We start from the raw sequence: 26,946 nt of genomic DNA on the forward strand, positions 1-26,946 counted from the left end.
CAGATATCTGCGCCTTTATTTTTCATGCTCTGAGCTTAGCTCAGACGGCCATGGCACTGCTTATATTTTTTACCGGAACCACATGGGCACGGATCGTTGCGCCCCACTTTACGCTCGCCGGTCTCCTCAGCCAGCGCAGCCGCGGCGGCAGTATCGTCGTCCTGATGGCTAAGCTGTTGCATCTGCGCCAGACGTTCGGCTTCCTCGCGGCGCTGCTGCTCCATTGCTTCAACTTCTTCCGGCATGCGGACCTGAACCTTGCTCAGGGTGCTGATCACTTCATACTTCAGCGATTCCAGCATCGCGGCAAACATAGAGAAGGACTCACGCTTGTACTCCTGCTTAGGATCTTTCTGCGCATAGCCGCGCAGGTGAATACCCTGACGCAGGTAATCCATCGCCGCGAGGTGCTCTTTCCACAGCGAGTCCAGAGTCTGCAGCATGACGCCTTTCTCGAAATGACGCATCATTTCGGCGCCCACAACTTCTTCTTTACGCTGATAGGTCTCAATCGCGCTCTGCAGAATACGCTCGCGCAGCGTCTCTTCATGCAGCTCCGGCTCTTTATCCAGCCACTCTTTCAGCGGCAGCTCGAGGTCGAAGTCATTTTTCAGACGTTCCTGCAGACCTTCAACATCCCACATTTCTTCCAGAGACTGCGGCGGGATATGGGCATCGATGGTCGCTTTGAACACATCTTCGCGGATGCTGTTAATGGTTTCGCTAACATCAGAAACGTCCAGCAATTCGTTACGCTGACTGTAGATTGCCCGGCGCTGATCGTTAGCAACATCATCATATTCCAGCAGCTGCTTACGAATATCAAAGTTGCGGCTTTCGACTTTACGCTGTGCGTTAGCGATAGCCTTGGTGACCCACGGGTGCTCAATCGCTTCGCCTGGTTTCATCCCCAGCTTGCGCATCATGCCGGAGACACGGTCGGAGGCAAAGATACGCATCAGAGCATCTTCCATCGACAGGTAGAAGCGGGAAGAACCGGCATCCCCCTGACGACCAGAACGGCCGCGCAGCTGGTTATCGATACGACGGGATTCATGACGCTCGGTACCGATAATATGCAGGCCGCCTGCTGCCAGAACGGCATCGTGACGAACCTGCCAGTCGGCTTTAATCTGCGCGATTTGCTCCGGTGTCGGATCTTCCAGCGCAGCGACTTCGGCTTGCCAGCTCCCGCCGAGCATAATATCCGTACCACGACCCGCCATGTTGGTTGCGATGGTTACCGCTGACGGGTAACCCGCCTGGGCAACGATATCCGCTTCGCTGGCGTGGAACTTCGCGTTCAGAACATTGTGCTTGATACCGGCTTTGGTCAGTTCATGGGAAACCACTTCTGATTTTTCAATCGAAATGGTACCAACCAGAACCGGCTGGCCAGCGGCGGTGCGCTCTTTGATATCTTCGATGATCGCCTGAATTTTTTCCGCTTCGGTCATATAGACCAGATCCGCCATATCTTTACGGATCATCGGGCGGTTAGTCGGCACCACTACGGTATCCAGCTTGTAGATAGAGCTGAATTCAAAGGCTTCAGTATCTGCCGTACCGGTCATCCCCGCCAGTTTCTCATACAGACGGAAATAGTTCTGGAAGGTGATGGAGGCCAGCGTCTGGTTTTCATTCTGGATATCCACGCCTTCTTTCGCTTCAACGGCCTGGTGGAGACCATCAGACCAGCGACGTCCTTGCATCGTACGACCGGTATGCTCATCGACGATAATCACTTCGCCATCTTTGACGATATAGTCAACGTCGCGGGTGAACAGCACGTGCGCGCGCAGCGCTGCCGTCACGTGATGCATCAGCATAATATTGGACGGTGAATACAGCGATTCGCCTTCGTCCATGATCCCTTCCTGCACCAGCAGCTCTTCGATCAGCACCAGACCGCGTTCGGTCAGGTTAACCTGGCGCGCCTTTTCATCAACGGAGAAGTGGCCTTCACCGGTGAAGGTGTCGGAATCCTCTTTATCCTGACGAACCAGGTGCGGGATGATCTTGTTCACGCGCTTGTACATTTCCGAGCTGTCTTCCGCCGGACCGGAAATGATCAGCGGAGTACGCGCTTCATCGATCAGAATGGAGTCCACCTCATCCACCAGCGCATAGTGCAGTTTACGCTGAACGCGCTCTTCCGGGCTGAACGCCATATTGTCGCGCAGGTAGTCAAAGCCGTATTCGTTGTTGGTACCGTAGGTAATATCCGCACCGTACGCTTCACGTTTGGCTGGCGCCGGTAAACCGGACATGTTGATCCCGACGGTCATACCGAGGAACTCAAACAGCGGGCGGTTGTTTTCAGCATCACGCTGTGCCAGATAGTCGTTGACGGTAACCACGTGAACGCCTTTACCGGATAATGCATTCAGGTACGCAGGCAGCGTTGCGGTCAACGTTTTACCTTCACCGGTACGCATTTCCGCGATGCAACGCTGGTTAAGCACCATACCGCCCAGCAGCTGGACGTCGAAGTGGCGCATACCGAATACACGTTTACTGGCTTCACGAACCACGGCAAAGGCTTCCGGGATCAGGCTCTCCAGGCTTTCGCCCTTTTCCAGGCGAGCACGGAACTCGGCGGTTTTGCCTTTCAGCTCGTCATCGGAGAGCTTTTCCATCTCCGGTTCCATGGCATTGATGAGGCCAACGGTTTTGCGCATACGGCGCAGGGTACGATCGTTACGACTACCGAAAACTTTAGTTAATAATTTGATTAGCATAATAAAATCTCAAACGCCCCGCGATGCGGAGTCACAAAAAAGAATCATCCGTTTTTAGTTCAGCTGAGACGTTGAGGTCCTGCGCGAATCCCTGCCACCTGGCTAATCCAGGCCGAGACAGAAAATGCAGAATGGGACGGGGTATAAGCCGCCTGGCGAACGATTACCGGCGGTTTACTCTCCTGCGTCAGCAGTGCGCTGAGCGTGTCAAGTAAAGCCAGATGCTGCGCCTGGAAGGGCGAAGACTCTTCGGCAACCGGCAGCGCTTGCGGCGCCATCGCAAATGAGAGATGACGAATAACCGTGCGGATAGCATGCTGATGCCAGTAATCGACGGTAAAATTCGGTCGACGGCTGGCGTCAAGCAGCGCCAGCTGGGAGAAATTAACTTTATTCGGGCTGTGGTTGCTGGCCGTGGTTTTCGTCGGCGAAGCCGTTTCGTGGCTGTTGCTAAGCGCAGGCAGGCCAAAGCTAGCCGCGACCATCCCCAACAGGAGATGCGGCCAGAAATACCGTCTGCCAAACTGTCGCCAGCGCGTCAGCAATCCACTCACGTACGTTACCTTTAGTTGAAGCAACCCCAGGAAATATTTTTTGCGCCCAAATACTACCATTAATACTGCACGACAGCAGCAGGAATGACGGTTGCGACAAGGCAAAAACGTTCAATAAATCAGCGAACGAACAATGAACAGCGCCGCAGAATCAGGGCAGAACCAGCAGAGGAAGGCAAAAAAAGAAAAAAGACTGGCTCCCTGGTCGGAGAGAGTACCAGGTTACCAGTCTGTTTTACTGAATGGTCAGGCTTATGCCATAACCATTGACGGTGCGCGGAATGCCAGCGGCAGTTCTGCTTCGTCTTCGAAAGTCACATACTCCCAGGCTTCCTGTTTTGCCAGAACAGCCTGCAGCAGTTTGTTATTCAACGCGTGACCTGATTTGAACGCCGTGAATGCACCGATGATATTGTGACCACACATAAACAGGTCACCGATCGCATCCAGCATTTTGTGGCGGACAAACTCATCTTCAAAGCGAAGACCGTCTTCGTTCAATACGCGATAATCGTCAACAACGATGGCACAATCGAAGCTGCCGCCCAGGCACAGGCCGCGGGACTGCAGATATTCGATATCACGCATAAAACCAAAAGTACGAGCGCGACTAATCTGGCGCATAAATGCATCAGCAGAGAAGTTCATCGCATAGCGCTGGCTGCTTGCATCAATCGCCGGGTGGTTAAAATCGATGGTAAAATCCAACGAAAAACCATTGTACGGTTTGAATTCAGCCCATTTGTCGCCATCTTCGACCCGAACGGTCTCTTTGATGCGTACAAATTTCTTGGCACAGTTCAGCTCATCGATGCCGGCATCCAGCAGCAGATAAACGAACGGCGCAGCGCTACCATCCATAATTGGAATTTCCGGCGCATCGACTTCAACAACGATGTTGTCAATGCCGAGACCTGCCAGTGCGGCATTCAGGTGCTCGACAGTCGAAATCCGCACGTCATGCTCGTTCACCAGGCAAGTACAGAGCATGGTATCACGCACAGATTTGGCATCAGCCGGAAAATCAACCGGTGGATTCAAGTCGGTGCGACGATAGATGACCCCGGTATTTGCCGGCGCAGGGCGTAACGTCAGGGTGACTTTCTTGCCGGTATGCAAACCGACGCCAGTCGCCTGAACGATACGTTTAAGAGTCCTTTGTTTGATCATCGTATAATCTCGCCAAGTTACCTATCCAACCGAAGTGTACAATACATTCGGATGGGCAGTTTAGCACAAAGAGCGCTGATGCCCAACTTCCAGCCAATTCTTAATCAGCTTGCTTACGCAGGAACGCTGGGATATCCAGATAATCCGGCTCTTTCGCAGTTTGCGGTGTATTGTCGTTCACCACCTTCGCAACCGGTTTCTGCTCTTGAGTTAACGGAGCCATACCGTGCTGCTGGTAGCGATCCATGACCGGCTGCTGAACCTGCTTGTTGGTCACCAGGGTAATTTCCGGACGCTTGTCCATACCGATACCGGTGGCCACAACGGTCACACGCAGTTCGTCGTTCATATCCGGGTCAAGGGAAGTACCGATAACCACGGTCGCATTATCCGAAGCGAAAGCACGGATAGTGTTACCCACGGTTTCGAACTCATCCAGACGCAGGTCGAAGCCGGCCGTAATGTTGACCAGAACGCCGCGCGCGCCGGACAGATCGATATCTTCCAGCAGCGGAGAAGAGATAGCCATTTCAGCCGCTTCTTCCGCACGGTCTTCACCGCTCGCCACGCCGGAGCCCATCATCGCATAGCCCATTTCGGACATTACGGTACGCACATCCGCAAAGTCGACGTTCATCAGACCCGGACGGGTAATCAGTTCGGCGATACCCTGTACTGCGCCTTTCAGCACGTCGTTTGCTGCGCCGAAAGCGTCCAGCAGAGAGATACCGCGGCCGAGAACTTTCAGCAGCTTGTCGTTCGGAATGGTGATCAGCGAGTCCACATGCTTGGACAGCTCGGTGATCCCCTGCTCGGCGAACGCCATGCGCTTTTTGCCTTCAAAATTAAACGGTTTAGTGACCACCGCAACGGTCAGGATGCCCAGATCCTTCGCCACTTCAGCGACGACTGGCGCTGCACCGGTACCGGTACCGCCACCCATACCTGCCGCGATAAACACCATGTCTGCACCATCAAGAGCAGCACGCAGCGCTTCACGGTCTTCATCAGCCGCATTGCGACCGACTTCCGGGTTTGCACCGGCACCCAGACCTTTGGTAATACCGCTACCGATCTGAATGGTCTGGCCAACAGCCGTTTTACGCAGCGCCTGCGCGTCGGTGTTCACCGCAAAGAATTCAACACCTTCGATACGCTCGCGCACCATGTGCTCGACGGCATTGCCACCGCCGCCACCGACGCCGATGACTTTAATCACCGCGTCGTTGGTCAGTTCCATAGGTTCAAACATAGTTTCTCTCCGTTTTGTGCCTGTCGCCTGAGAACGCTAATTTTCTGCGTTCTCTTAAAAAATTAAAACTCTTTTCGCAGCCAGCTATTAAGTCGCTTAATCCACGAGCCAACTGATGCAGTTACGCGTTTTTCCACTTCTGCTTCACCACTGAGATGCGATTCCTTCCCGTAGTGCAGCAACCCAACCGCCGTCGAATAATACGGCTCCTGGGCATAATCCGTTAAACCGGTAATATTCAGCGGCGCGCCAATACGAACCTGCGTATGGAACACGCGCTGAGCACAGGCGGCAAGGCCTTCAATTTGCGCGGCGCCGCCCGTTAAAACAATCCCTGCCGCCAGATGGTGCTTCACCCCTTGCTGGCGCAGTTGCTCTTGCAGTTGCAGAATCTCTTCATTCACCAGGTTGAGCAGCTCGGTATAACGCGGCTCAATCACCTCTGCCAGCGTCTGGCGCTGCAGACTACGCGGCGGACGCCCGCCCACGCTCGGTACTTCGACGTTTTCGTCTTTACCGACAATGGAACCCAGCGCACAACCGTGGCGAACTTTAATCGCTTCGGCATCGCTCGGCGGCGTTCCGAAAGCGTAGGCGATGTCGCTGGTGACCACGTTGCCCGCGTACGGGATCACTTTGGTATGGCGCAGCGCGCCGCCGGTATACACGGCGATATCCATTGTACCACCGCCGATGTCCACGACGCAGACACCCAGCTCACGTTCATCTTCCGTCAACACGGAATAACTGGCCGCTAAACCGGCGAAAATGAGTTGGTCCACTTTCAGACCGCAACGTTCCACCGCTTTAACAATATTTTTCGCCATATCGTTATGGCAGGTAATCAGATGGACTTTTGCCTGCATACGTACGCCGGACAGACCGACCGGGTTTTTAATCCCTTCCTGGTAGTCGATAGCGTATTCCTGCGGGATAACGTGCAGAACACGATGCTCATCGCGTACGCGGACCGATTTCGCGGTATGCACCACGTTCTCAACGTCGTCCAACGTGACTTCTTCTTCTGAAATCGGCACCATGCCAATTTCATTTTGACAGCTAATATGTTTACCTGAAAGCGCCAGATACACTGACGAAATCTGGCAATCCGCCATCAGCTCGGCCTGATCAATGGCGCGCTGAACGCATTTCACCACGGATTCCAGGTCGTTAACCCCGCCTTTATCCATACCACGCGATGGGCAGCTGCCCACGCCAATGATATTGACCACGCCGTCGGGCAGAACTTCCCCTACTAAAGCGGCAACCTTCGCGGTGCCAATCTCCAGTCCAACTACCAGTTTTCTGTCCGTCGCCTTGATCATTGTTGTTCTGCCTGTGCCTGATTCTGTTGTTGATTAGTTTCCTCTGCGGGAGCAGGTACCCAACCTACCGCCGCGCCCGAGTCATAACGCAAATCAACGTAGCTTATCCGTTTGCCGTCGGTCTGCGCTTGCTGCTGTAGAACCGGGTAGAGTTCCATAAAGCGCTGAAGCCGTTTCATGGTATCGCCTCGGCCAAGGTTGAGCTTAATATCGTTATTCAGCGTCAACTGCCAGGAACGACGAGCGGTCATCGCCGCCACTTTCAACGTGAACTTATCCTTTGCCAGCACCTGCCCCATGTCGCGATACCCCTGCAACACTTCGTTCTCACTGCCTTCCGGGCCATACAACATCGGTAAATTCTGCTTATTGGTCCGATCCGCCGGGACGCTGAAGGAATTCCCTTCTACGTCGACCATATGTTGATCATTCCAACGCGCAATCGGCACATATTCAACCAGATGAATCTTCAATTCGTCCGGCCACTGCTTTCTGACGCTCGCCTGCTTAATCCACGGCAGGCGCTCAATCTGACTCTGGATGATGTTGACATCCTGCGTCATGAAGGTCCCCGGGGAACCCAGCGCCAGAATTGCCTGGCGGATATCATCGTTACGCGTGTAGTGACGCTCACCGGTAACAACCATCCTGGACAGAGGCAAACGCTGTGCATCCTCCATCCAGCCCAGAACCATCCACCCGCTGACCAACACGGTACATAGCACCGTCAGCAGGAAGACAATCCCGGCCAGACGAGTTCCATTACTCCGACGCGAAGAAGAGGCTTCCTCTTCTTCGTGGTTCCGCGTATTCAGCGCAGCCTGCGACATATCACCCCGCCAGGTCCAGAATTCGAACAACAAGCTGCGAGAAGCTCATCCCGGCCTGACGCGCCGCCATCGGCACCAGGCTGTGGCTGGTCATGCCAGGGGAAGTATTTGCTTCCAGCAAATAAAACTGGCCATCGCTGTCCAGCATCACATCAATACGCCCCCAACCTTTACAACCGAGAACATTCCAGGCTTTAACTACCAGGGCCTGAATTTCTGACTCGCGGGCAGGATCTTCACAACCTGGGCAGAAATATTGCGTCTCATCAGAGAGATACTTCGCCTCATAATCATAGAAGGTTCCAGCCACCTGGATACGAATTGACGGTAAAATTTCTTCACCGACGATAGCGACGGTGAATTCAGGCCCACTAAGCCATTTCTCAATCAGAACATCTTCATCATGCTGAAAAGCCAGCGCCAATGCATTATGTAATGCACAACTTTCGCTGACTTTCGACATGCCGACGCTCGAGCCTTCGCAAGCCGGTTTAACAATCAGCGGCAGACCCAGTGCGGCAATCTGCTGTTCAACTTCAGCAGACAGGCCAGCATTGAACTGCGCACGCGTCAGCGCGACCCATGGAGCGACCGGTAATCCCGCGCCCTGCCACAACAATTTGCTGCGAACTTTGTCCATGGAAATCGCCGACGCCATCACGCCGCTGCCGGTGTAAGGCAGCTGAATCAGCTCCAGCAGCCCCTGCAACGTCCCATCTTCGCCACCGCGACCATGCAACGCAATAAACGCTTTCTTAAAGCCCAGCGCTTTCAACCGGGTAACATCCACGTCGCGCGGATCGACAGGGTGCGCATCCACGCCAGCTTCACGCAGGCCCGCCAGTACCGCAGTCCCTGAATTGAGCGACACTTCGCGCTCAGCAGAGGTACCGCCGAAAAGAACCGCGATTTTATCAGCCATGGCGCTCCTCCTCCGCTTTTTGCGGCACGAGTTTGATTTCAGCCAGGTGGCGTGCGATTTTTCCTATGTTTCCCGCGCCCTGCACCAGGATCAGGTCATTCCCGGTCAGCACCGATGCCAGCATCTGTGCCGCCTGGGCCGGATCGGAAAGCAGAATCGGATCCACCTTGCCGCGACCGCGAATCGTACGGCACAGCGAACGGCTGTCGGCGCCAGGAATCGGCGCTTCACCGGCGGAATAAACGTCCAGCATCAGCAGGGCATCAACCTGAGTCAGCACGTTAGCGAAATCGTCATACAGATCGCGCGTACGCGTAAAACGGTGCGGCTGGAATAACATCACCAGATTTTTATCCGGCCAGCCGGCGCGCGCCGCTTTGATCGTGGCATCCACTTCAGTCGGGTGATGACCATAGTCATCGATCAGCATCGCGCTGCCGCTTTTGCCATTGACCTCAGCCAACGGATATTCACCGAGAAAATCAAAGCGACGGCCGGTTCCCTGGAAACTTTCCAGCGCCCGCAGGATCGCGCTGTCATCAATTCCCTCTTCCGTCGCGACCGCAACCGCCGCCGCCGCGTTCAGCGCGTTATGGCGACCGGGCGCATTCAGCGTCACCTGAAGCACTTCTTTATCCTGACGAACCAGGCGGAAGTGGCCCTGGGCGCCGACCTGACGATAATCTTCTACGCGCACGTCGGCATCTTCGCTAAAACCGTAGGTGGTGATCTGACGGCCAACGCGCGGCAGCAGTTCACGAATCACCGGATCATCGACACACATCACCGCGCGACCATAGAACGGCAGGTTGTGCAGAAAGTTAATAAAGGTCTGCTTCAGATTTTCAAAGTCGCCATGATAGGTATCCATGTGATCGGCTTCGATATTGGTCACAATCGCGACCATCGGCTGCAGATGCAGGAACGACGCATCGCTCTCATCCGCTTCCGCAATCAGATAGCGGCTATGGCCGAGGCGGGCGTGAACGCCTGCTGCTTTAACCAGTCCACCGTTGACAAAGGTGGGGTCAAGACCTGCTTCCGCGTAAATACTGGAAACCATTGCCGTGGTCGTGGTTTTACCGTGAGTGCCGGCAATCGCAATGCCATGACGAAAACGCATCAGCTCTGCCAGCATTTCCGCGCGGCGAATGACCGGAATACGCGCTTCATGCGCGGCAACAATCTCCGGGTTTTCCGCAGAGATTGCGCTGGAAACGACAACCACGCTCGCATCGCGAACGTTTTCCGGGCGATGGTTGAAATAGATCGTGGCGCCAAGTTGCGACAGCTGTTGCGTAACCGGATTCGGCGCCAGGTCGGAACCGCTAATCTGGTAGCCTTCGTTAGCCAGAACTTCGGCAATACCGCCCATACCGGCACCACCGATGCCAACAAAGTGAATATGCCGGACGCGACGCATCTCGGGCACTATGGAACGCAGTTTCGCCAGATCTTGTGTATTCATTCTTTACGCCATCAACTTCTTTATACGGGCGGTGAGATTCACCGCGATTAGCGCGCCAGTGCTGCAGCGCTCACTTCTTCTGCTACCCGTTCGGTAGCATCCGGAATCGAGGCTCTGCGCGCTCGTTCCGCCATATCCAGCAGCGTTTCCCGATCCCAGCCAGCCAGCGTCTGCACGACGGCATCAACGGTGAACTGAGGTTGTTCGAGAATTTTCGCTGCGCCCGCTTTCTCCAGCGGCAGTGCATTCCAGTACTGCTGACGATCCTTGTGCTGAAACGGCACAAATAGCGCCGGTAAACCTGCTGCGGCAATTTCACTCACCGTCAGCGCACCGGAACGACACACAACAACATCGGCCCAGGCATACGCCGCCGCCATGTCATCAATAAATTCAGTCACTTTATGCTGCGGCTGCCCGGCATCCGCATAGGCCTGCTGGACCGTCTGCTGGCCGCCTTTCCCGCTTTGATGCCAGATAGTGACCGCCGGGCCCAGTTTCCCCGCCACCTGCGGCATCGTCTGGTTCAGCACGCGAGCGCCCTGCGAGCCCCCCACCACTAGCACGCGAATCGCTCCCTGGCGCCCGACCAGACGCTGTTCCGGTAACGGCAGCGCCAGCACATCAGTACGCACCGGGTTGCCCACCACGTCAGCATGCGGAAACGCACCTGGGAACGCCTGCAGCACCTTCTTCGCGATCTTTGCCAGCCATTTGTTTGTCAGGCCAGCAATGCCGTTTTGCTCATGCAGCACCACCGGGATACCCAGCGACCAGGCCGCCAGGCCGCCAGGGCCGGAAACGTAACCGCCCATCCCCAGCACGACGTCCGGCTGGAAACGCTTCATGATCTCCCGCGCCTGACGCCAGGCGTTGAAGATACGTACCGGCGCTAACAGCAGCGCTTTCAGCCCTTTACCGCGCAGGCCGGATATACGGATAAAATCAATCTCAATGCCGTGTTTCGGCACTAAATCCGCTTCCATACGATCGGCGGTGCCGAGCCAGCGAACCTGCCAGCCCTGGTCCATTAAATGGTGCGCGACCGCCAGCCCAGGGAACACATGCCCACCGGTACCGCCCGCCATCACCATTAACCGCTTTTCCTGACCGCTCATCGAACACCCCGTGTAAACGCCTGGGCTTTTTCCAGACGCGTTTCATAATCAATTCGCAACAGCAACATGATGGCCGTCGACATAATCAGCAAACTGGAACCGCCGTAACTGATAAGCGGCAGCGTCAGGCCTTTAGTGGGCAGCATGCCTGCCGCCGCCCCGACGTTAACCAGCGCCTGGAAGCTAAACCAGATTCCAATGGCGCAGGCCAGGAAGCCGGAAAAGCGATGATCAATCTCCAGCGCCTTACGCCCAATCGACATGGCGCGAAAGGCGACGAAGAATACCATTAATAGGGCCAGTACCACACCGATATAACCGAGTTCTTCGCCGATAATGGCGAAGATGAAATCGGTATGCGCTTCCGGTAAATACTCCAGTTTCTGTACCGAGTTGCCTAAGCCCTGCCCCCACATTTCACCGCGGCCGAAAGCCATCAGCGACTGAGTCAGCTGGTAACCACTGCCAAACGGGTCTTCCCACGGGTTCCAGAAAGAGGTTACGCGGCGAATACGATACGGTTCGGCAAGGATCAGCAGCACCACCGCCGAAATCCCCATGCCGATAATGGCGATGAACTGCCACAGCTTGGCGCCGCCGAGAAACAGCATCGCCAGGGTGGTGACGAACAACACCACTACCGTACCGAGGTCCGGCTGCGCCAGCAGCAGAATCGCCAGCACGAAAATGACGCCCATCGGCTTTAAGAAGCCGCGCAGGTTATTCCGCACCTCATCGCCTTTACGCACCAGGTAGTTGGCGATGTAGCAGAACAGCGACAGCTTGGTAAACTCCGCAGGCTGAATACGCAGCGGACCCAATGCAATCCAGCGCGATGCCCCGTTTACCGAGCTACCGACGACCAGGACGATCAGCAACATAACGATCGAAGCAATCAACATCGCCGTACTGTGCCGCTGCCAGAACTCCATCGGCAGACGCAGCGTCACGAGAGCCAGGCCCAGCGCCAGAAGAATGTATAACCCGTCGCGCTTGGCGAACAAGAAAGGATCGTTAGCCAGGCGCTGCCCTACCGGCATAGAAGCCGAGGTCACCATAATGAAACCCACGGCGGCCAGGCCAAGCGTCAACCACAACAGCATCCGGTCATACATCACCAGGCTATCGTTATCTTTCTGCCGCGAGCCCATCACCCAGCCTTTCAGCGCCGCAAACAGCCAGGCGAAGATAAACATCCCCGGCAGGCGCGGCAGTCTCCACTGAGGCATTTTCAGGCGCGGGAGGGATAAACGCATCAACCTAACTCCTTCGCCAGGCGGGCAAAGACATCGCCCCGTTGTTCGAAACTCTTAAACTGATCGAGGCTGGCACAAGCTGGCGATAACAGCACCATATCGCCCGACTTCAGCAGCGGGGCAATCTGGCGCATCGCCTCTTCCATCGTCCCGGTTTGCGTCGCCACTTCCGGACGCAGTGCCGCCAGCTGCTCGCCATCGCGACCGAAGCAGTACAGGCGGATATTGTCGCCCGCCAGATAACGCTTCAGCGGCGTGAAATCAGCGGATTTCCCATCGCCACCCAGCAGCAGATACAGAGTACCGTCCAGATGCAGCCCGTTCAGCGCCGCTTCGGTACTGCCGACGTTGGTGGCTTTGGAATCGTTGATCCAACGCACGCCGTTATGATCCAGCACCAGCTGAAAACGATGTGCCAGGCCGGTAAAGGTGGTCAGCGCCTTGAGACTGCTGGCCCGCGGCAGACCGGCGGCATCAGCCAGCGCCAATGCCGCCAGAGCGTTGCTGTAGTTGTGCTGCCCGGTGATGTGCATCTCTTTGACGTTCAGGATCTTCTCACCTTTCACCCGCAGCCAGGTTTCTCCCTGCTGGCGGTTAAGGTGATAGTCGCCGACATCAACGCCGAAGCTGATGCAGCGCTCATCGGCGCCGCGTACCGGCATCGTCAGCCCATCATCGGCATTCACGATGCAGGTTTTCGCATTTTCATACACCCGCAGTTTGGCCGCACGATACTGCTGCAGGCCCAGCGGATAGCGGTCCATATGATCCTCGGTCACATTGAGGATCGTCGCGGCCACCGCCCGCAGACTGGAGGTAGTTTCCAGCTGGAAGCTGGAGAGCTCCAGAACGTACAGTTCGCGGTCCGCATCGAGTAACATCAGGGCCGGCAGGCCGATATTGCCGCCGACGCCAACATTCATGCCGGCCGCTTTTGCCATCTCGCCTACCAGCGTCGTCACGGTGCTTTTCCCGTTAGAACCGGTAATAGCGATAACCGGCGCCTGCGCTTCGCGGCAGAACAGCTCAATGTCACCGACGATTTCCACGCCGGCATCCGCTGCCGCGCTCAGCGCAGGGTGTGCCAGCGCGATACCAGGGCTTGCCACAATCAGATCCGCTGCCAGCAGCCAGTCTTCATTCAGGCCCCCCACGTAGCGTTCCACTTCTTCCGGCAGCTTCTCCAGCCCGGAAGGCGCGACGCGGGTATCCATCACGCGCGGCGTCACGCCGCGCGCCATGAAAAAGTCCACGCAAGACAGCCCGGTCATTCCCAGGCCAATAATGACGACTTTTTTACCCTGATAATCTGCCATGATTAACGTACCTTCAGCGTCGCCAGGCCAATCAGCACCAGCATCAGCGAAATAATCCAGAAGCGCACGATAACGCGCGGCTCCGGCCAGCCCTTCAGTTCATAGTGGTGGTGAATCGGCGCCATACGGAAGATGCGCTGACCGCGCAGCTTGAAGGAACCGACCTGCAAAATAACCGACAGAGTCTCCACCACGAATACGCCACCCATAATCACCAGCAGGAACTCCTGACGCAGCAGCACAGCAATGATGCCCAGCGCGCCGCCGAGAGCCAGGGAACCGACATCGCCCATAAAGACCTGCGCCGGATAGGTGTTGAACCACAGAAAACCGAGACCCGCGCCCACGATCGCCGTACAGACGATGACCAGTTCCCCGGCGTGGCGCAGATAAGGGATATGCAGATAGTTGGCAAAGTTCATGTTGCCCGTTGCCCATGCCACCAGCGCGAAGCCCGCCGCCACAAATACGGTCGGCATAATCGCCAGGCCATCAAGACCATCGGTCAGGTTGACCGCATTGCCGGTACCGACAATCACGAAGTAGGCCAGCAGAATGTACAAGAGCCCCAGCTGAGGCATGATGTCTTTAAAGAACGGTACAACCAGCTGAGTCGCTGGCGTATCTTTACCGGCCATATACAGCGCAAACGCAACGCCCAGCGCAATCACCGACATCCAGAAGTACTTCCAGCGGGCGATCAACCCTTTGGTGTCTTTACGCACGACCTTACGGTAGTCATCGACGAAACCGATGATGCCGTAGCCTATCAGCACGGTCAGCACACACCATACGTACGGGTTGGACGGATAGGCCCACAGCAGGACAGAGACCACAATGGCGGTCAGGATCATAATCCCGCCCATGGTTGGGGTGCCTTTCTTGCTGAAATGCGATTCCGGGCCGTCGCTACGTACGACCTGACCGAAGGAGAGTTTTTGCAGACGGGCGATCATGCGCGGGCCCATCCACAAAGAGATGAACAGCGCGGTCAGCAGGCTGACGATGGCGCGAAACGTCAGATAGGAAAAGACGTTAAAGCCGGAATAATATTTGACCAGATGTTCGGCCAGCCATACTAACATGTTCCATTCTCCTGTAATGCGCGTACTACCTCTTCCATGGCGGCACTACGTGAACCCTTCACTAAAATGGTGATGTTCTTGTGTTCTGCCGTCAGCTCGCGTAGTCGGGCCACCAGCGATGCTTTATCGCTGAGATGCTCGCCCACGCCGCTGGCGCGGCTAATTTCTGCGCTCAGCACGCCGGTGCTGAGTACCCGATCAAGCCCTGCCGCTTTTGCCGCTTCGCCAACCTGACGATGGCATGCCTCGCTTTCCGTACCCAGCTCGGCCATATCACCCACGACCAGCACCCGGTAGCCCGGCATCTCAGACAGCACCTGCACTGCGGCAGTCATTGAACCGACGTTGGCATTGTAGGAATCATCAAGCAGCAGCTGGTTTTCGGCGAGCGTAATGGGAAACAGCCGTCCCGGCACCGCTTTCAGCTGCGCCAGACCGGCTTTCACCGCATTTAAGTCGGCGCCCACCGCCATCGCCAGCGAGGCAGCAGCCAGCGCGTTGGCGATATTGTGGCGACCCGGCAGCGGCAGCAGAACATCCACGCTTCCCATCGGGGTTTGCAGCGTAAATTCTGTCCCGTGGCTGGTAATATGAATCTGGCTAGCCGCAAAATCGCTGTTGGCCGCATTCGGCGAGAAACGCCATACCTTGCGTGCGCCAATCACGCTTTGCCAGTTCAGCCAGTCGTTATTGTCAGCATTCAGGATGGCAATGCCATTTTCCGGCAGACCGGTAAATATTTCGCCCTTCGCTTTCGCCACGCCCGCCAGGGAGCCGAAGCCTTCAAGGTGAGCGGCGGCCAGATTGTTGACCAGGGCAGCTTCCGGGCGCGTCAGACTGACGGTCCAGGCAATTTCGCCCTGATGGTTAGCGCCTAATTCGATTACCGCATAGCGATGCTCTGGAGTCAGGCGCAGCAGCGTCATCGGGACGCCAATGTCATTATTCAGGTTGCCGGCGGTATAGAGCGTATTGCCGCACTGACCGAGAATCGCCGCCGTCATCTCTTTCACCGACGTTTTCCCGGAAGAGCCGGTCAGCGCCACAACGCGGGCCGGCACCTGCTGACGAACCCACGCCGCCAGCTCGCCAAAGGCCAGGCGGGTATCTTTCACCACCACCTGAGGTAAATCACACTCCAGCTGACGGCTGACCAACAGCGCGCCAGCGCCGGCTTGTTTCGCCTGCTCCGCGAAATCGTGAGCATCAAAACGCTCGCCCTTTAAGGCAACGAACAGGCAGCCTGCCGTAATCTTACGGGTATCCGACGTGACCTCATCGACGGCCAGATCGCAACCATGCAGTTCACCGCGCGTCACGTCGGCGAGCTGGCTTAACATCAAGCGAATCATGCTACCGCTCCCAGCAGACGGGCTACGGTGACGCGATCGGAGTAGTCAAGACGACGGTTGCCAACAATCTGGTAATCCTCATGACCTTTGCCAGCGACCAGTACGACATCCCCCTCGGCAGCCTGCATCACGGCGTTTGTCACCGCTTCAGCCCGGCCTTCTTTCACCTTCGCGTGTCCGGCGTCAACCATACCAGCGAGGATATCGTTGATGATGGCGCGAGGCTCTTCGGTGCGCGGGTTGTCATCGGTCACCACAACAATATCGGCAAACTCTTCGGCGATGGCGCCCATCAGCGGACGTTTGCCCTTATCGCGATCGCCGCCGCAGCCGAAGACGCACCACAGCTTGCCGTTACAATGCAGACGCGCCGCCTGGAGCGCTTTTTCCAGCGCATCCGGGGTATGGGCATAATCCACCACCACGGTCGGTTTACCCGGCGCGCTGAACACTTCCATACGGCCACAGACCGGCTGCAGACGAGCCGCGGTTTTCAGCAGCTCAGCCAGCGGATAGCCCAGGGCCAGCAGCGTGGCCAGCGCCAGCAGTAGGTTGCTGACGTTAAAGGCGCCCATCAGGCGGCTTTCAACTTCGCCCTTGCCCCAGCTGGAATCAAACTGGATGGTGGCCCCGCTATCGTGATAGTTCACCGCCGTAGCCTTCAGCCAGCGGCCGTGACAGTCCGGGTTAATACGATCTTCCATCGATACGGCAACCGCGTCCGGCAGCTTAGCCAGCCAGCGGCGGCCCACTTCATCATCGGCGTTGACGATCGCCTGTCCGCAATGATGGGTGGAATAAAGCAGCCATTTTGCCGCTTCGTAATGTTCCATATCACCGTGATAATCCAGGTGATCGCGGCTCAGGTTTGTAAAGACCGATGCGGCAAACTGCAGCGCCGCCACGCGGTGCTGAACCAGACCGTGGGAAGAGACTTCCATGGCCGCCAGGGTCGCGCCCTGCCCTGCCAGACCTGAAAGCACGTGCTGAACATCGACTGCTGAACCGGTGGTATTTTCCGTCGGAATGACCTTGTCCAGCAGACCGTTGCCAACTGTTCCCATCACCGCACTGGTTTCGCCAAGCAAGCTGGCCCACTGCGCCAGCAGCTGCGTGGTGGTGGTTTTACCGTTGGTACCGGTGACGCCAATCAGGCGCAGTTGCTCTGAAGGCTGATGGTAAAAACGCCCTGCCAGCGCGGATAAGCGCTCGTTGAGCTGGCTGAGATAAATGACCGGCACGCCGTGCATTTCACGGATTTCGCCGTCAGCAGCCTCATCTTTGGCCTCTGCAATAATGGCAGCAACACCTTGCGCTATCGCCTGCGGGATATAACGACGCCCGTCCGCCTGATGACCTAATACCGCGACAAAGAGATCGCCGGAAGCAGCCACCCGGCTGTCCAGCGTCATCTCTCGCAGAATTCGCTCCGGCGCATTTGGCACCCACGGAGCGAGAAGGTCGCGCAAATTACGATCTGCCACCTGTTCCCTCGCCTTGATTAATCACAAATTCACTTTTTTCGCCCGTTGCCAACGCATCCGGCTCGATGTTCATGGTGCGCAGTACGCCGCCCATGATGGCACCGAAGACCGGCGCGGAAACGGCGCCGCCGTAGTATTTACCCGCCTGCGGGTCGTTGATCACCACCACCAGCGCAAAACGCGGGTGGCTGGCGGGCGCAACGCCTGCGGTGTAAGCAATATATTTGTTGATGTAGCGGCCATCTGGCCCCACTTTCTTCGCCGTACCGGTTTTGATCGCAATGCGGTAGCCTTTAATTGCCGCCTTCACGCCGCCGCCACCGGGCAGCGCCACGCTTTCCATCATATGCACGACGGTACGAACGAGAGGTTCCGGGAACACGCGCTCACCGGGAACCGGTGGATCAACTTTGGTAATCGACAGCGGGCGATAGATGCCATAGCTGCCGATCGTTGCATAGACTCGCGCTAACTGTAACGGCGTTACCATTAGCCCGTAGCCGAAAGAAAAGGTGGCCCTCTCTATGTCAGACCACCGTTGTTTTTGAGGATATAAGCCACTGCGTTCTCCGACCAACCCCAAATTGGTCGCTTTTCCGAGTCCAAAACGTGAGTAAGTATCTACTAACGCTGAGGACGGCATCGCTAACGCCAGTTTGGAGACACCGACGTTACTCGACTTCTGTAATACCCCGGTCAGGGTCAATTCGCTATAGCGCGCCACGTCTTTGATCTCGTGGCCGTTAATCCGGTAAGGAATGGTATTCAGCACGGTATTTTCGTTCACAATGCCGCGCTGTAGCGCCGTCATCACCACCATTGGCTTGACCGTCGAACCCGGTTCAAACACGTCGGTGATGGCGCGGTTACGCATGATGTCCTTCGCCGTACCGGAGAAATTATTCGGGTTATAAGAGGGGCTGTTCGCCATCGCCAGCACTTCGCCAGTGCTGACATCGACCAGAACCGCACTCCCCGATTCGGCTTTGTTAAACGCCACGGCATTATTCAGTTCACGATAAACTAACGCCTGCAGACGCTCATCGATACTCAACGCCAGATTGTGCGCGGCCTGGCTGTCGGTAGAGGAGATATCTTCAATAACGCGGCCGTAGCGGTCTTTACGCACGATGCGTTCCCCGGGTTGACCGGTCAGCCATTTATCAAAGCTCTTCTCGACGCCTTCAATCCCCTGGCTATCCACGTTGGTGAAGCCAATGAGGTGAGCGGTAACTTCACCTGACGGGTAGTAACGGCGCGACTCTTCGCGCATGTGAATCCCTGGCAGCTTCAGCTTCTTGATGTAATCCGCCATATCAGGATTAACCTGACGCGCCAGATAGATAAAACGCATTCTCGGATTGGTGTTGATGCGCGATGCCAGCTGATCCAGCGGCATGTTTAACGCATCGGCCAACGCCTTCCAGCGGTTATCGAGAGTGACACCGCCGGCATCGTGCAGCTCTTTCGGATCCGCCCAGATAGCCTTCACCGGCACGCTCACCGCCAGCGGGCGGCCGGAGCGGTCGGTAATCATTCCGCGGGCGGTGGAGACTTCCTGCACGCGTAAAGAACGCATATCACCCTGACGAACCAGCATGTCCGGGCTGATCACCTGTAGCCAGGCCACGCGACCCAGCAGGAAACCCAGCGCGATTAAAATACACCCGCACAGCAACGCAAAACGCCAGCTAATAAAGCTGGCCTGTTCTTCCTGACGTTTTGGTTTTAGCGTTTTCGGCGCTGCTTTCATGCGTCGCAATAATCCTTATTTTTGTACAACGATATTTTCTTGTGATGGATCAACGTGTTGCATCTGCAACTTCTCGGTCGCGATCCGCTCAACCCGACTATGATCGCCGAGCGCGTTCTCTTCGAGGATCAGGTTTCGCCATTCAATATCCAGCGCGTCACGTTCCAGAACCAGTTGTTCACGCTGCGCGGTTAGCAGACGGGTATGGTGAGCCGTCGTCACCACGGTAATCGCCGTAATGATGATGCAAATGAACAGGCAGAGTGGCAGCTTCCCAAACCGCAGAAGATCGTCCCCGATAACGCCAGGCAAGGCATGGCGCTCGTTGCTTCCTAACGATCCTTTAACTTTGCTTAAGGCTTCTGTCACTCTGCCGATCATGCGTTCGTCCTCTCTGCAATGCGCAGAACTGAACTACGGGCCCGTGGATTCTCTGCCACCTCTTCTTCGCCCGGCATCAACTTGCCTAGTGCTCGCAACTCACGGCCACCCAGTTTTTTGAGCTGCTCTTCGGTCATTGGTAACCCGGCCGGAACCTGCGGACCGCGGCTTTGCTCACGCATGAAGCGCTTCACAATACGGTCTTCCAGCGAGTGGAAACTGATGATCGAAAGCCGCCCGCCCGGGGCCAGCACGCTGAGCGAGCTTTTTAGCGCCTGCTCTATCTCCTCCAGTTCACTGTTCACCCAGATGCGCACCGCCTGGAAGGTACGGGTCGCGGGATGTTTGAATTTGTCCTTCACCGGCGTCGCCGCCGTCACCACTTCCGCCAGCTCTTTCGTACGGGTCATGGGCTCGATACGGTTACGCTCAACGATGGCGCGCGCGATGCGCTTACCGAAGCGCTCTTCGCCAAAGGTTTTAATCACCCAGGCGATATCCGCTTCGTCCGCCGTCTGCAACCACTCGGCGGCAGACTGGCCGCGAGTGGGGTCCATACGCATATCCAGCGGACCATCGCGCATAAACGAGAAGCCACGCTCGGCATCATCAAGCTGAGGTGAAGAGACACCAAGATCGAGAAGAATACCGTCGATCTTGCCAGTTAGTCCGCGCTCACTCACATAATCAGCCAGCGCAGAGAAAGGTCCATGTACGATGGAAAAGCGAGGGTCATCGATGGTCTTCGCCACGGCGATAGCCTGCGGATCGCGATCGATAGCCAGCAAGCGTCCTTCCGCTCCCAGTTGGGAAAGGATCAGGCGCGAGTGTCCACCGCGACCAAAGGTCCCATCAATGTAGATACCATCCGGACGAATATTCAGGCCGTTAACCGCTTCATCCAGAAGTACCGTAGTGTGTTTAAAATTTTCCATCATGTTATAGAGACAAATCCTGCAGACGCTCCGACAACGCGTCGGTCGACGACTGCTCAGCGTCGATATCTTCCTTGACCCGTTGATACCAGGTCGTTTCATCCCACAGTTCAAACTTATTGAACTGTCCGACCAGCATCACTTCTTTTGTCAGCCCGGCATGCTGCCGTAACACCGGCGCAATCAGGAGACGCCCGGCATTATCCATCTGACATTCGCTGGCATGACCCAAAAGCAGGCGCTGGACGCGCCGCTCAACGGGATTCATGCTCGATAAACGCGACAATTTTTGCTCGATGATTTCCCATTCAGGCAAGGGGTAAAGCAGCAGGCACGGGTGATGAATGTCAATGGTACAAACCAGTTGACCGGAAGCGTCTTCGATCAGCCCGTCGCGGTAACGCGTCGGTACGGCCAGACGGCCTTTGCTGTCGAGATTGACTAACGTTGCCCCACGGAACATGCCAGCCTCACCCCTTTTCGCCACTTTAACCCACAAATTCCCACCAGAAGGAGTTTACGGAGCGGAGGAAAAGCTTGTCAAGCCAGCACGAATACCAACGAAGCTCAAAAACCCATTATTTGCAGCCGATATTAGGCCTGATGAAATAATCATCAACAAACGAGGCAAATTAACGCTATGAATACGTGTAAGAAAACAACCAACAAATTCGTAACAGTTAAAAGCAACAAAATATCTTCGGTGGGAAAATATAAAGTGTCAGTTTGCGACGCGAGCGGCATTTTAGGCGATTATGATGTCCGTTAACAGTGCCTGTTACCGTCAGAGAAGCACTCTTGTCGCGGGTTGCGGGGAGATGAGCGGGTGATGAGCCGTAAAATGAGTGTTAATTCAGCGATTAACTTAATGAATGTAACAAAATAATACAAATAAAGACTGATTTAACTTTTTTTTATCGCTAACGGGGGCCGGAAAGCGGTAACTCCAGAATAAAACAAAATAATGCGTAAAGAAGTTTAGGGATTTGTCTGAAAGCGATTCAAATTTACTTTTTTATGGTAATTTGTACGGATTATCGCCAGACGACTTTCGTCTGGCGAGTCACGCCACTCTTTTCCGGTTTTTTGACACACGCAGAGGCCGGCGATCGAAAGCCTGGCGCATCAGCGACGGTTCAAACTTCCCCGGCGATACAAATTACGACGGATACGGCTTAATCCTGGTTTTGGCTTACGCGGCTCATCAAGGCTGGCGAGGACAATTTCCAGCACGCGTTCCGCCACATCGCGGTGGCGCTGGGCCACGGCCAGTACCGGACACTGCAGGAAGTCGAGCAGCTCATTGTCGCCGAAGGTCGCAATAGCCAGTTCGGACGGCAGCTTCCCTTCCCGACGCAGCGTCACATCCATCACCCCCTGCAACAGCGGAAATGAGGTGGTGAACAGCGCCTGCGGCATGGGATGCGTTTCCAGCCATTTCTCAAACAACTGCCCTGCCGCTTCGCGTTCAAAGCTGTTGGCGTACAGATACTGCACTTCACGCGGATCGTCATTCCACGCGGTACGGAAGCCCTGTTCACGCAGGAAACTGACCGACAGCTCCGGTAGCGCACCAAGATACAGGACGTTTTCCCCCGGGAATTTGCGCAGTTCAGCGGCCAGCATTTCGGCGTCATCCTGATCGGCGCCAACAACGCTGGTGAAATGCTCGCGATCGAGCGCGCGATCCAGGGCGACAATCGGGAAAGGATCGTTGGCCCAGCGTTGATAGAACGGGTGCTCAGGCGGTAATGACGTCGAGACGATAATGGCATCCACCTGGCGCTGTAGCAGATGCTCAATGCAGCGCATCTCGTTGTCAGGCTGATCTTCCGAACAGGCGATCAGCAGCTGATAGCCGCGCTGGCGCGCCTGACGTTCAAGATAGTTAGCAATACGGGTATAGCTGGTATTTTCCAGATCGGGAATCACCAGACCAATAGAACGCGTGCGTCCTGCACGCAAGCCAGCAGCGACCGCATTCGGATGGTAGTTGTGCTCACGAACGACGGCCATCACCTTTTCGACCGTTTTGTCGCTGACGCGGTACTGTTTCGCTTTACCGTTAATCACATAGCTAGCGGTGGTACGCGAGACACCGGCCAGCCGGGCGATTTCATCCAGTTTCACAATTGCCCCTTGGGTAATGAGTACAGAACATAACCTTTCTTCAGCTATGGATTCATTTTCATAACATCTAAACGCAGAATAGTTAGCGCAGCAACCGGTTTTGTCTACAGTTCCCACCGATTTCGCAAAAAAATAACCCGACAGATTGTGTCGGGCTATTTTTACGTCAGTTTCAGGGACTCAGCGCATGATTTTGTCGCCGCGCGAGAGTCCTACCACACCGGAGCGTGCCACTTCAACAATCCGCGCAACGTCGCGTAACGAAGCAATAAAGGCATCCAGTTTATCGCTGGTCCCTACCAGCTGGACGGTATACAGTGACGGCGTGACATCGATGATTTGCCCGCGGAAAATCTCCGTGTTGCGCTTCACCTCTTCACGGCCAAAACCGCTCGCCTGGACTTTCACCAGCATAATTTCACGCTCAACGTGCGAATTCTGCCCCAGCTCGCTGACACGCAGTACATCCACCAGCTTATGCAGCTGTTTTTCAATTTGCTCGATCGCTTTCTCATCGCCAACGGTCTGGATAGTCATTCTCGAAAGCGTCGGATCGTCGGTGGGGGCCACCGTCAGGCTTTCAATGTTATACCCGCGCTGTGCGAAAAGGCCGATGACGCGTGATAAGGCGCCTGATTCGTTTTCCAGTAAGACAGATAATATCCGGCGCATAATCAGGTTCTCTCCGTTTTGCTCAACCACATCTCATCCATGCCGCCGCCGCGGATCTGCATGGGATACACATGCTCGCTGCCGTCCACCGTCACATCAACGAACACCAGACGATGATTACGCACCTGTTCCAGCGCTTCGGCCAGCTTAGACTCCAGCTCCTGCGGCTCGCTGATGCGAATCCCTACGTGCCCGTAGGCTTCCGCAAGCCGGACGAAATCCGGGAGCGACTCCATATAAGATTGTGAATGGCGACCGGAATAGATCATATCCTGCCACTGCTTCACCATTCCGAGGTAGCGGTTGTTCAGATTCAACACCAGCACCGGCAGCTCATACTGCAGCGCGGTGGAAAGCTCCTGAATATTCATCTGAATACTGCCATCGCCGGTCACGCAAACGACCGTTTCTTCCGGTAAGGCCATCTTCACGCCGAGTGCAGCGGGCAAACCGAAGCCCATCGTGCCGAGACCACCTGAGTTAATCCAACGTCTTGGCTTGTCGAAAGGATAGTAAAGGGCGGCAAACATCTGGTGCTGACCAACATCGGAGGTCACGTAGGCATCGCCGTTGGTCAGGCGCCAGATGGTCTCGATGACGGCCTGCGGTTTGATCTTGCCGCTTTGGGTGTCGTATTGCAGACAATGGCGCGCGCGCCACTGCGCTATCTGCTGCCACCAGTCGCGGATCTCATCCAGCGGCTGCTGCGCTTCTTCCTGCTCAAGTAGCTCAAGCATCTGCTCCAGGACCTGACGCGCATCGCCAACGATCGGCACATCTGCCGGAACCGTCTTCGAAATGGACGTCGGATCGATATCAATATGCAGCACCGTCGCATTCGGGCAGTACTTCGCCAGATTGTTGGTCGTGCGATCGTCAAAACGCACGCCGACGGCAAAGATGACATCGGAGTGATGCATCGTCATGTTGGCTTCATACGTTCCATGCATCCCCAGCATACCTAACGCCTGGGAATGGCTGGCCGGAAAGGCACCGAGTCCCATCAGCGATGAAGCAACCGGCAGATTCAGTTTTTCTACCAGGGTACGCAGCTGTTCTTCACATCCGGCGTTAATCGCCCCGCCGCCGACATAGACAACCGGATGTTTTGCCGCCACCAGCGTCTGCAGAGCGCGTTTAATTTGCCCTTTATGACCGCTGGTCGTCGGGTTGTAAGAACGCATGCTGACGCTATCCGGCCACGCGTACGGTAGCTTGTTCGCCGGATTGAGGATATCTTTTGGTAAATCAACGACCACCGGACCAGGACGCCCGCTGGCAGCCAGCCAGAACGCTTTTTTCAGCACGCCGGGAATATCTTCCGTCTGCTTGACCAGAAAGCTGTGTTTCACCACCGGTCGGGAGATGCCGACCATATCGCACTCCTGGAAGGCATCATAACCAATCAAGGAAGTCGCGACCTGCCCGGAGAGAATCACCAGCGGAACAGAATCCATGTATGCCGTGGCAATACCGGTAATGGCATTCGTCGCGCCCGGGCCCGAAGTCACCAGCACAACCCCTACTTCACCGGTCGCTCGGGCAAGGCCATCCGCCATATGCACTGCCGCCTGCTCGTGGCGTACCAGAATATGGTCAATACCCCCCAGGGTATGTAATGCATCATAGATATCGAGGACCGCGCCTCCGGGGTAGCCGAATACTTGCTTGACGCCCTGATCGACAAGCGATTGGACGACCATCTCGGCTCCTGACAACATCTCCATGGTTTGCCTCCAGGCTTATTGTTTCTAACGACAGCAGAATTCAATTTCCGCGCGTTCGCACAATGCCAGGAATCGGCTCCTGGCCATTGAGGTGAATGGACTGCGTGCTCTTACCATAACTGCTCGCCAACGGGCAGGCAATTAGCGACCTCAGGCGCATGTCAGCCGCCAAAAGAATAAAAGATAAGAATTTGATATGAAATGTGGTTGAAAGCTTCATAAATAAGAAACGAGCGCTGAAATTACTCGGACAAATTGTCTGATGACAGAAATTCATCCATTTTTCACTTGCTGCACGCCCTGGCAAAGAGCGGCAAACAGGATAAAATTCTATATTTTGTGGTTTTGATCACATAAAGCGAGAGCGAGCGCTCCCGCTCAGGCACAGCTATATTTAGCGCTGGCAAATTCGCACCAGCAGATCCTGCATCCACTGATGACCTTTATCTCTACCGGCGGCCTCATGCCAGGAAAGAAAACAGGTGCGGCTATTCACTTTTAGCGGTAACGGCAATAATTGCAGGTTCAGCTTTTCTGCATACTCCCTCGCCAGCCAGCTCGGGGCAATGGCCACCATGTGGGTTTGTGATACCACATTAAGCACGCTGACCATAGCATTCCCTTGATATGCAATTTGCGTCTGTTTATTGACAGAGCTATACCAGGGAAGGCTAAACGAAGCATAGCGATCCAAAGCCACAACCGCATGTTCTTCGCGATAAATATCCGCTTCCGTCACCGGTCCGGAAATACGCGGGTGTTTACAGCTGGCTACTAATATCATTTCATCTTTAAACAAGGGCACACAGGCAAACTCGGGGCGGCGAAACTCCTCATAGCCAACCACAAACTCTATTTCCTGATAGCGTAATTGATGCTCGGTGTTTTGATTAAGTGATGCTTTAAAAATCAAATGAATATTTGGTGCAACTTCGTTAACTTTGTTAAATATAATCGAAGTAAGATAGTTATCTAACGGGCTGCAAATGCAGAGATTAAATACGCGCTCACTGCTTATCGGCTCAAAATCGGAACCCGGCAACTCATTTTGCACCAGCTGCAGCGCCTGGCGTATTGAGCCAAATAGCTGAAATGCACGAGCCGTCGGCTGAATACCCCGCCCATACCGTACAAACAGCTCATCGTTAAACATTACTTTTAGTCGCGCTACGGCATTACTCACCGCAGGCTGAGACATCCCCAGCGAATGCGCCGCCCGCGTAATATTTTGTTCCTGCATGACCGCATCAAAAACGGTAAGCAGATTAAGATCGACCGTTCTAAGCTGAGGTTTAATCATTCCTCTTTCGAGGGCGGGTTCAGGTTCAGAGGTTTCAATTATCATATCTAACTCCACCATCAGATAAATTCCCTTTATTAAAATGCGGCAATGGGCAAAGGAAATATCATTTACCATACATATGTCACATACAAAAGAGCAAGAATGCATTTTAGGAATATATCAAAACCATTAG

At 55.3% G+C, this 26,946-nt stretch carries 22 protein-coding genes; all 22 read right to left on the minus strand.

Going from position 1 to position 26,946, the window contains the following annotated elements; genetic code table 11:
- Positions 1-35: 35 nt before the first annotated feature.
- Positions 36-2,741 (minus strand): preprotein translocase subunit SecA, encoded by a 2,706-nt coding sequence (secA, locus tag AC236I_RS20870; RefSeq protein ID WP_004857889.1) that lies wholly within the window; start codon positions 2,739-2,741, stop codon positions 36-38.
- 59 nt (positions 2,742-2,800) lie between these two features.
- Positions 2,801-3,295 (minus strand): secA translation cis-regulator SecM, encoded by a 495-nt coding sequence (secM, locus tag AC236I_RS20875; RefSeq protein WP_015585160.1) that lies wholly within the window; start codon positions 3,293-3,295, stop codon positions 2,801-2,803.
- 252 nt (positions 3,296-3,547) lie between these two features.
- Positions 3,548-4,465: a UDP-3-O-acyl-N-acetylglucosamine deacetylase gene (gene lpxC / locus AC236I_RS20880; RefSeq protein ID WP_004857886.1), complete on the minus strand. Its 918-nt coding sequence runs from the start codon at positions 4,463-4,465 to the stop codon at positions 3,548-3,550.
- A gap of 100 nt (positions 4,466-4,565) precedes the next feature.
- On the minus strand, positions 4,566-5,717 hold the full coding sequence (ftsZ, locus tag AC236I_RS20885; protein WP_004857884.1) for a cell division protein FtsZ: 1,152 nt from the start codon (positions 5,715-5,717) through the stop codon (positions 4,566-4,568).
- Positions 5,718-5,779: 62 nt separating this feature from the next.
- Positions 5,780-7,042, minus strand: coding sequence for a cell division protein FtsA (gene ftsA, locus AC236I_RS20890; RefSeq protein WP_004857881.1), 1,263 nt, complete (start codon positions 7,040-7,042; stop codon positions 5,780-5,782).
- Positions 7,039-7,872, minus strand: a complete 834-nt coding sequence (gene ftsQ / locus AC236I_RS20895) for a cell division protein FtsQ (protein WP_004857878.1) — start codon at positions 7,870-7,872, stop codon at positions 7,039-7,041. Before ftsQ ends, ftsA begins: the two co-directional genes overlap by 4 nt.
- A gap of 1 nt (position 7,873) precedes the next feature.
- Positions 7,874-8,794 carry a D-alanine--D-alanine ligase gene (locus AC236I_RS20900; RefSeq protein WP_004857876.1) on the minus strand — a complete coding sequence of 307 codons (921 nt, stop codon included), beginning with the start codon at positions 8,792-8,794 and terminating at the stop codon, positions 7,874-7,876.
- The gene (murC, locus tag AC236I_RS20905; RefSeq protein WP_004857874.1) at positions 8,787-10,262 is read right to left on the minus strand and encodes a UDP-N-acetylmuramate--L-alanine ligase; all 1,476 of its coding nucleotides are present in this window, start codon (positions 10,260-10,262) and stop codon (positions 8,787-8,789) included. Before murC ends, AC236I_RS20900 begins: the two co-directional genes overlap by 8 nt.
- Before the next feature lie 47 nt (positions 10,263-10,309).
- A complete protein-coding gene (gene murG, locus AC236I_RS20910; RefSeq protein ID WP_015585162.1) occupies positions 10,310-11,380 on the minus strand; it encodes an undecaprenyldiphospho-muramoylpentapeptide beta-N-acetylglucosaminyltransferase in 1,071 nt (356 codons plus the stop codon).
- The gene (gene ftsW, locus AC236I_RS20915) at positions 11,377-12,636 is read right to left on the minus strand and encodes a cell division protein FtsW (RefSeq protein ID WP_004857870.1); all 1,260 of its coding nucleotides are present in this window, start codon (positions 12,634-12,636) and stop codon (positions 11,377-11,379) included. Before ftsW ends, murG begins: the two co-directional genes overlap by 4 nt.
- Entirely contained in the window at positions 12,636-13,952 is a 1,317-nt protein-coding gene (gene murD, locus AC236I_RS20920; RefSeq protein WP_004857868.1) for a UDP-N-acetylmuramoyl-L-alanine--D-glutamate ligase, read from the minus strand. Before murD ends, ftsW begins: the two co-directional genes overlap by 1 nt.
- A 2-nt stretch (positions 13,953-13,954) precedes the next feature.
- Positions 13,955-15,037: a phospho-N-acetylmuramoyl-pentapeptide-transferase gene (gene mraY / locus AC236I_RS20925; protein WP_004857865.1), complete on the minus strand. Its 1,083-nt coding sequence runs from the start codon at positions 15,035-15,037 to the stop codon at positions 13,955-13,957.
- Complete coding sequence (murF, locus tag AC236I_RS20930; protein WP_103073082.1) at positions 15,031-16,389, minus strand: UDP-N-acetylmuramoyl-tripeptide--D-alanyl-D-alanine ligase; 1,359 nt, start codon at positions 16,387-16,389, stop codon at positions 15,031-15,033. The genes mraY and murF overlap by 7 nt, the downstream gene beginning before the upstream one ends.
- The gene (murE, locus tag AC236I_RS20935; protein WP_071984178.1) at positions 16,386-17,873 is read right to left on the minus strand and encodes a UDP-N-acetylmuramoyl-L-alanyl-D-glutamate--2,6-diaminopimelate ligase; all 1,488 of its coding nucleotides are present in this window, start codon (positions 17,871-17,873) and stop codon (positions 16,386-16,388) included. Before murE ends, murF begins: the two co-directional genes overlap by 4 nt.
- A complete protein-coding gene (locus AC236I_RS20940; protein WP_004857856.1) occupies positions 17,860-19,626 on the minus strand; it encodes a peptidoglycan glycosyltransferase FtsI in 1,767 nt (588 codons plus the stop codon). The genes murE and AC236I_RS20940 overlap by 14 nt, the downstream gene beginning before the upstream one ends.
- 15 nt (positions 19,627-19,641) lie before the next feature.
- Positions 19,642-20,007, minus strand: a complete 366-nt coding sequence (gene ftsL, locus AC236I_RS20945) for a cell division protein FtsL (RefSeq protein ID WP_004857854.1) — start codon at positions 20,005-20,007, stop codon at positions 19,642-19,644.
- Positions 20,004-20,945, minus strand: a complete 942-nt coding sequence (gene rsmH, locus AC236I_RS20950) for a 16S rRNA (cytosine(1402)-N(4))-methyltransferase RsmH (RefSeq protein ID WP_004857852.1) — start codon at positions 20,943-20,945, stop codon at positions 20,004-20,006. The genes ftsL and rsmH overlap by 4 nt, the downstream gene beginning before the upstream one ends.
- A 1-nt stretch (position 20,946) precedes the next feature.
- Positions 20,947-21,405 carry a division/cell wall cluster transcriptional repressor MraZ gene (gene mraZ / locus AC236I_RS20955; RefSeq protein ID WP_004857850.1) on the minus strand — a complete coding sequence of 153 codons (459 nt, stop codon included), beginning with the start codon at positions 21,403-21,405 and terminating at the stop codon, positions 20,947-20,949.
- Between the two features lie 662 nt (positions 21,406-22,067).
- On the minus strand, positions 22,068-23,072 hold the full coding sequence (cra, locus tag AC236I_RS20960; protein WP_004857845.1) for a catabolite repressor/activator: 1,005 nt from the start codon (positions 23,070-23,072) through the stop codon (positions 22,068-22,070).
- Between the two features lie 180 nt (positions 23,073-23,252).
- A complete protein-coding gene (gene ilvN / locus AC236I_RS20965) occupies positions 23,253-23,744 on the minus strand; it encodes an acetolactate synthase small subunit (protein ID WP_004857843.1) in 492 nt (163 codons plus the stop codon).
- 2 nt (positions 23,745-23,746) lie between these two features.
- The gene (gene ilvI, locus AC236I_RS20970) at positions 23,747-25,471 is read right to left on the minus strand and encodes an acetolactate synthase 3 large subunit (RefSeq protein WP_004857841.1); all 1,725 of its coding nucleotides are present in this window, start codon (positions 25,469-25,471) and stop codon (positions 23,747-23,749) included.
- A gap of 394 nt (positions 25,472-25,865) precedes the next feature.
- Positions 25,866-26,834, minus strand: coding sequence for a transcriptional regulator LeuO (gene leuO / locus AC236I_RS20975; RefSeq protein ID WP_088884145.1), 969 nt, complete (start codon positions 26,832-26,834; stop codon positions 25,866-25,868).
- Positions 26,835-26,946 lie beyond the last annotated feature (112 nt).

It is taken from the genome of Klebsiella sp. Sb-30 (assembly GCF_057652795.1).

Coding starts and splice junctions, on each gene's coding strand:
- secA (WP_004857889.1), bottom strand. CDS start 2,741: ATGCTAATCAAATTATTAACTAAAGTTTTCGGTAGTCGTAACGATCGT.
- lpxC (WP_004857886.1), bottom strand. CDS start 4,465: ATGATCAAACAAAGGACTCTTAAACGTATCGTTCAGGCGACTGGCGTC.
- ftsZ (WP_004857884.1), bottom strand. CDS start 5,717: ATGTTTGAACCTATGGAACTGACCAACGACGCGGTGATTAAAGTCATC.
- ftsA (WP_004857881.1), bottom strand. CDS start 7,042: ATGATCAAGGCGACGGACAGAAAACTGGTAGTTGGACTGGAGATTGGC.
- ftsQ (WP_004857878.1), bottom strand. CDS start 7,872: ATGTCGCAGGCTGCGCTGAATACGCGGAACCACGAAGAAGAGGAAGCC.
- AC236I_RS20900 (WP_004857876.1), bottom strand. CDS start 8,794: ATGGCTGATAAAATCGCGGTTCTTTTCGGCGGTACCTCTGCTGAGCGC.
- murC (WP_004857874.1), bottom strand. CDS start 10,262: ATGAATACACAAGATCTGGCGAAACTGCGTTCCATAGTGCCCGAGATG.
- murG (WP_015585162.1), bottom strand. CDS start 11,380: ATGAGCGGTCAGGAAAAGCGGTTAATGGTGATGGCGGGCGGTACCGGT.
- ftsW (WP_004857870.1), bottom strand. CDS start 12,636: ATGCGTTTATCCCTCCCGCGCCTGAAAATGCCTCAGTGGAGACTGCCG.
- murD (WP_004857868.1), bottom strand. CDS start 13,952: ATGGCAGATTATCAGGGTAAAAAAGTCGTCATTATTGGCCTGGGAATG.
- mraY (WP_004857865.1), bottom strand. CDS start 15,037: ATGTTAGTATGGCTGGCCGAACATCTGGTCAAATATTATTCCGGCTTT.
- murF (WP_103073082.1), bottom strand. CDS start 16,389: ATGATTCGCTTGATGTTAAGCCAGCTCGCCGACGTGACGCGCGGTGAA.
- AC236I_RS20940 (WP_004857856.1), bottom strand. CDS start 19,626: ATGAAAGCAGCGCCGAAAACGCTAAAACCAAAACGTCAGGAAGAACAG.
- ftsL (WP_004857854.1), bottom strand. CDS start 20,007: ATGATCGGCAGAGTGACAGAAGCCTTAAGCAAAGTTAAAGGATCGTTA.
- rsmH (WP_004857852.1), bottom strand. CDS start 20,945: ATGATGGAAAATTTTAAACACACTACGGTACTTCTGGATGAAGCGGTT.
- mraZ (WP_004857850.1), bottom strand. CDS start 21,405: ATGTTCCGTGGGGCAACGTTAGTCAATCTCGACAGCAAAGGCCGTCTG.
- ilvN (WP_004857843.1), bottom strand. CDS start 23,744: ATGCGCCGGATATTATCTGTCTTACTGGAAAACGAATCAGGCGCCTTA.
- ilvI (WP_004857841.1), bottom strand. CDS start 25,471: ATGGAGATGTTGTCAGGAGCCGAGATGGTCGTCCAATCGCTTGTCGAT.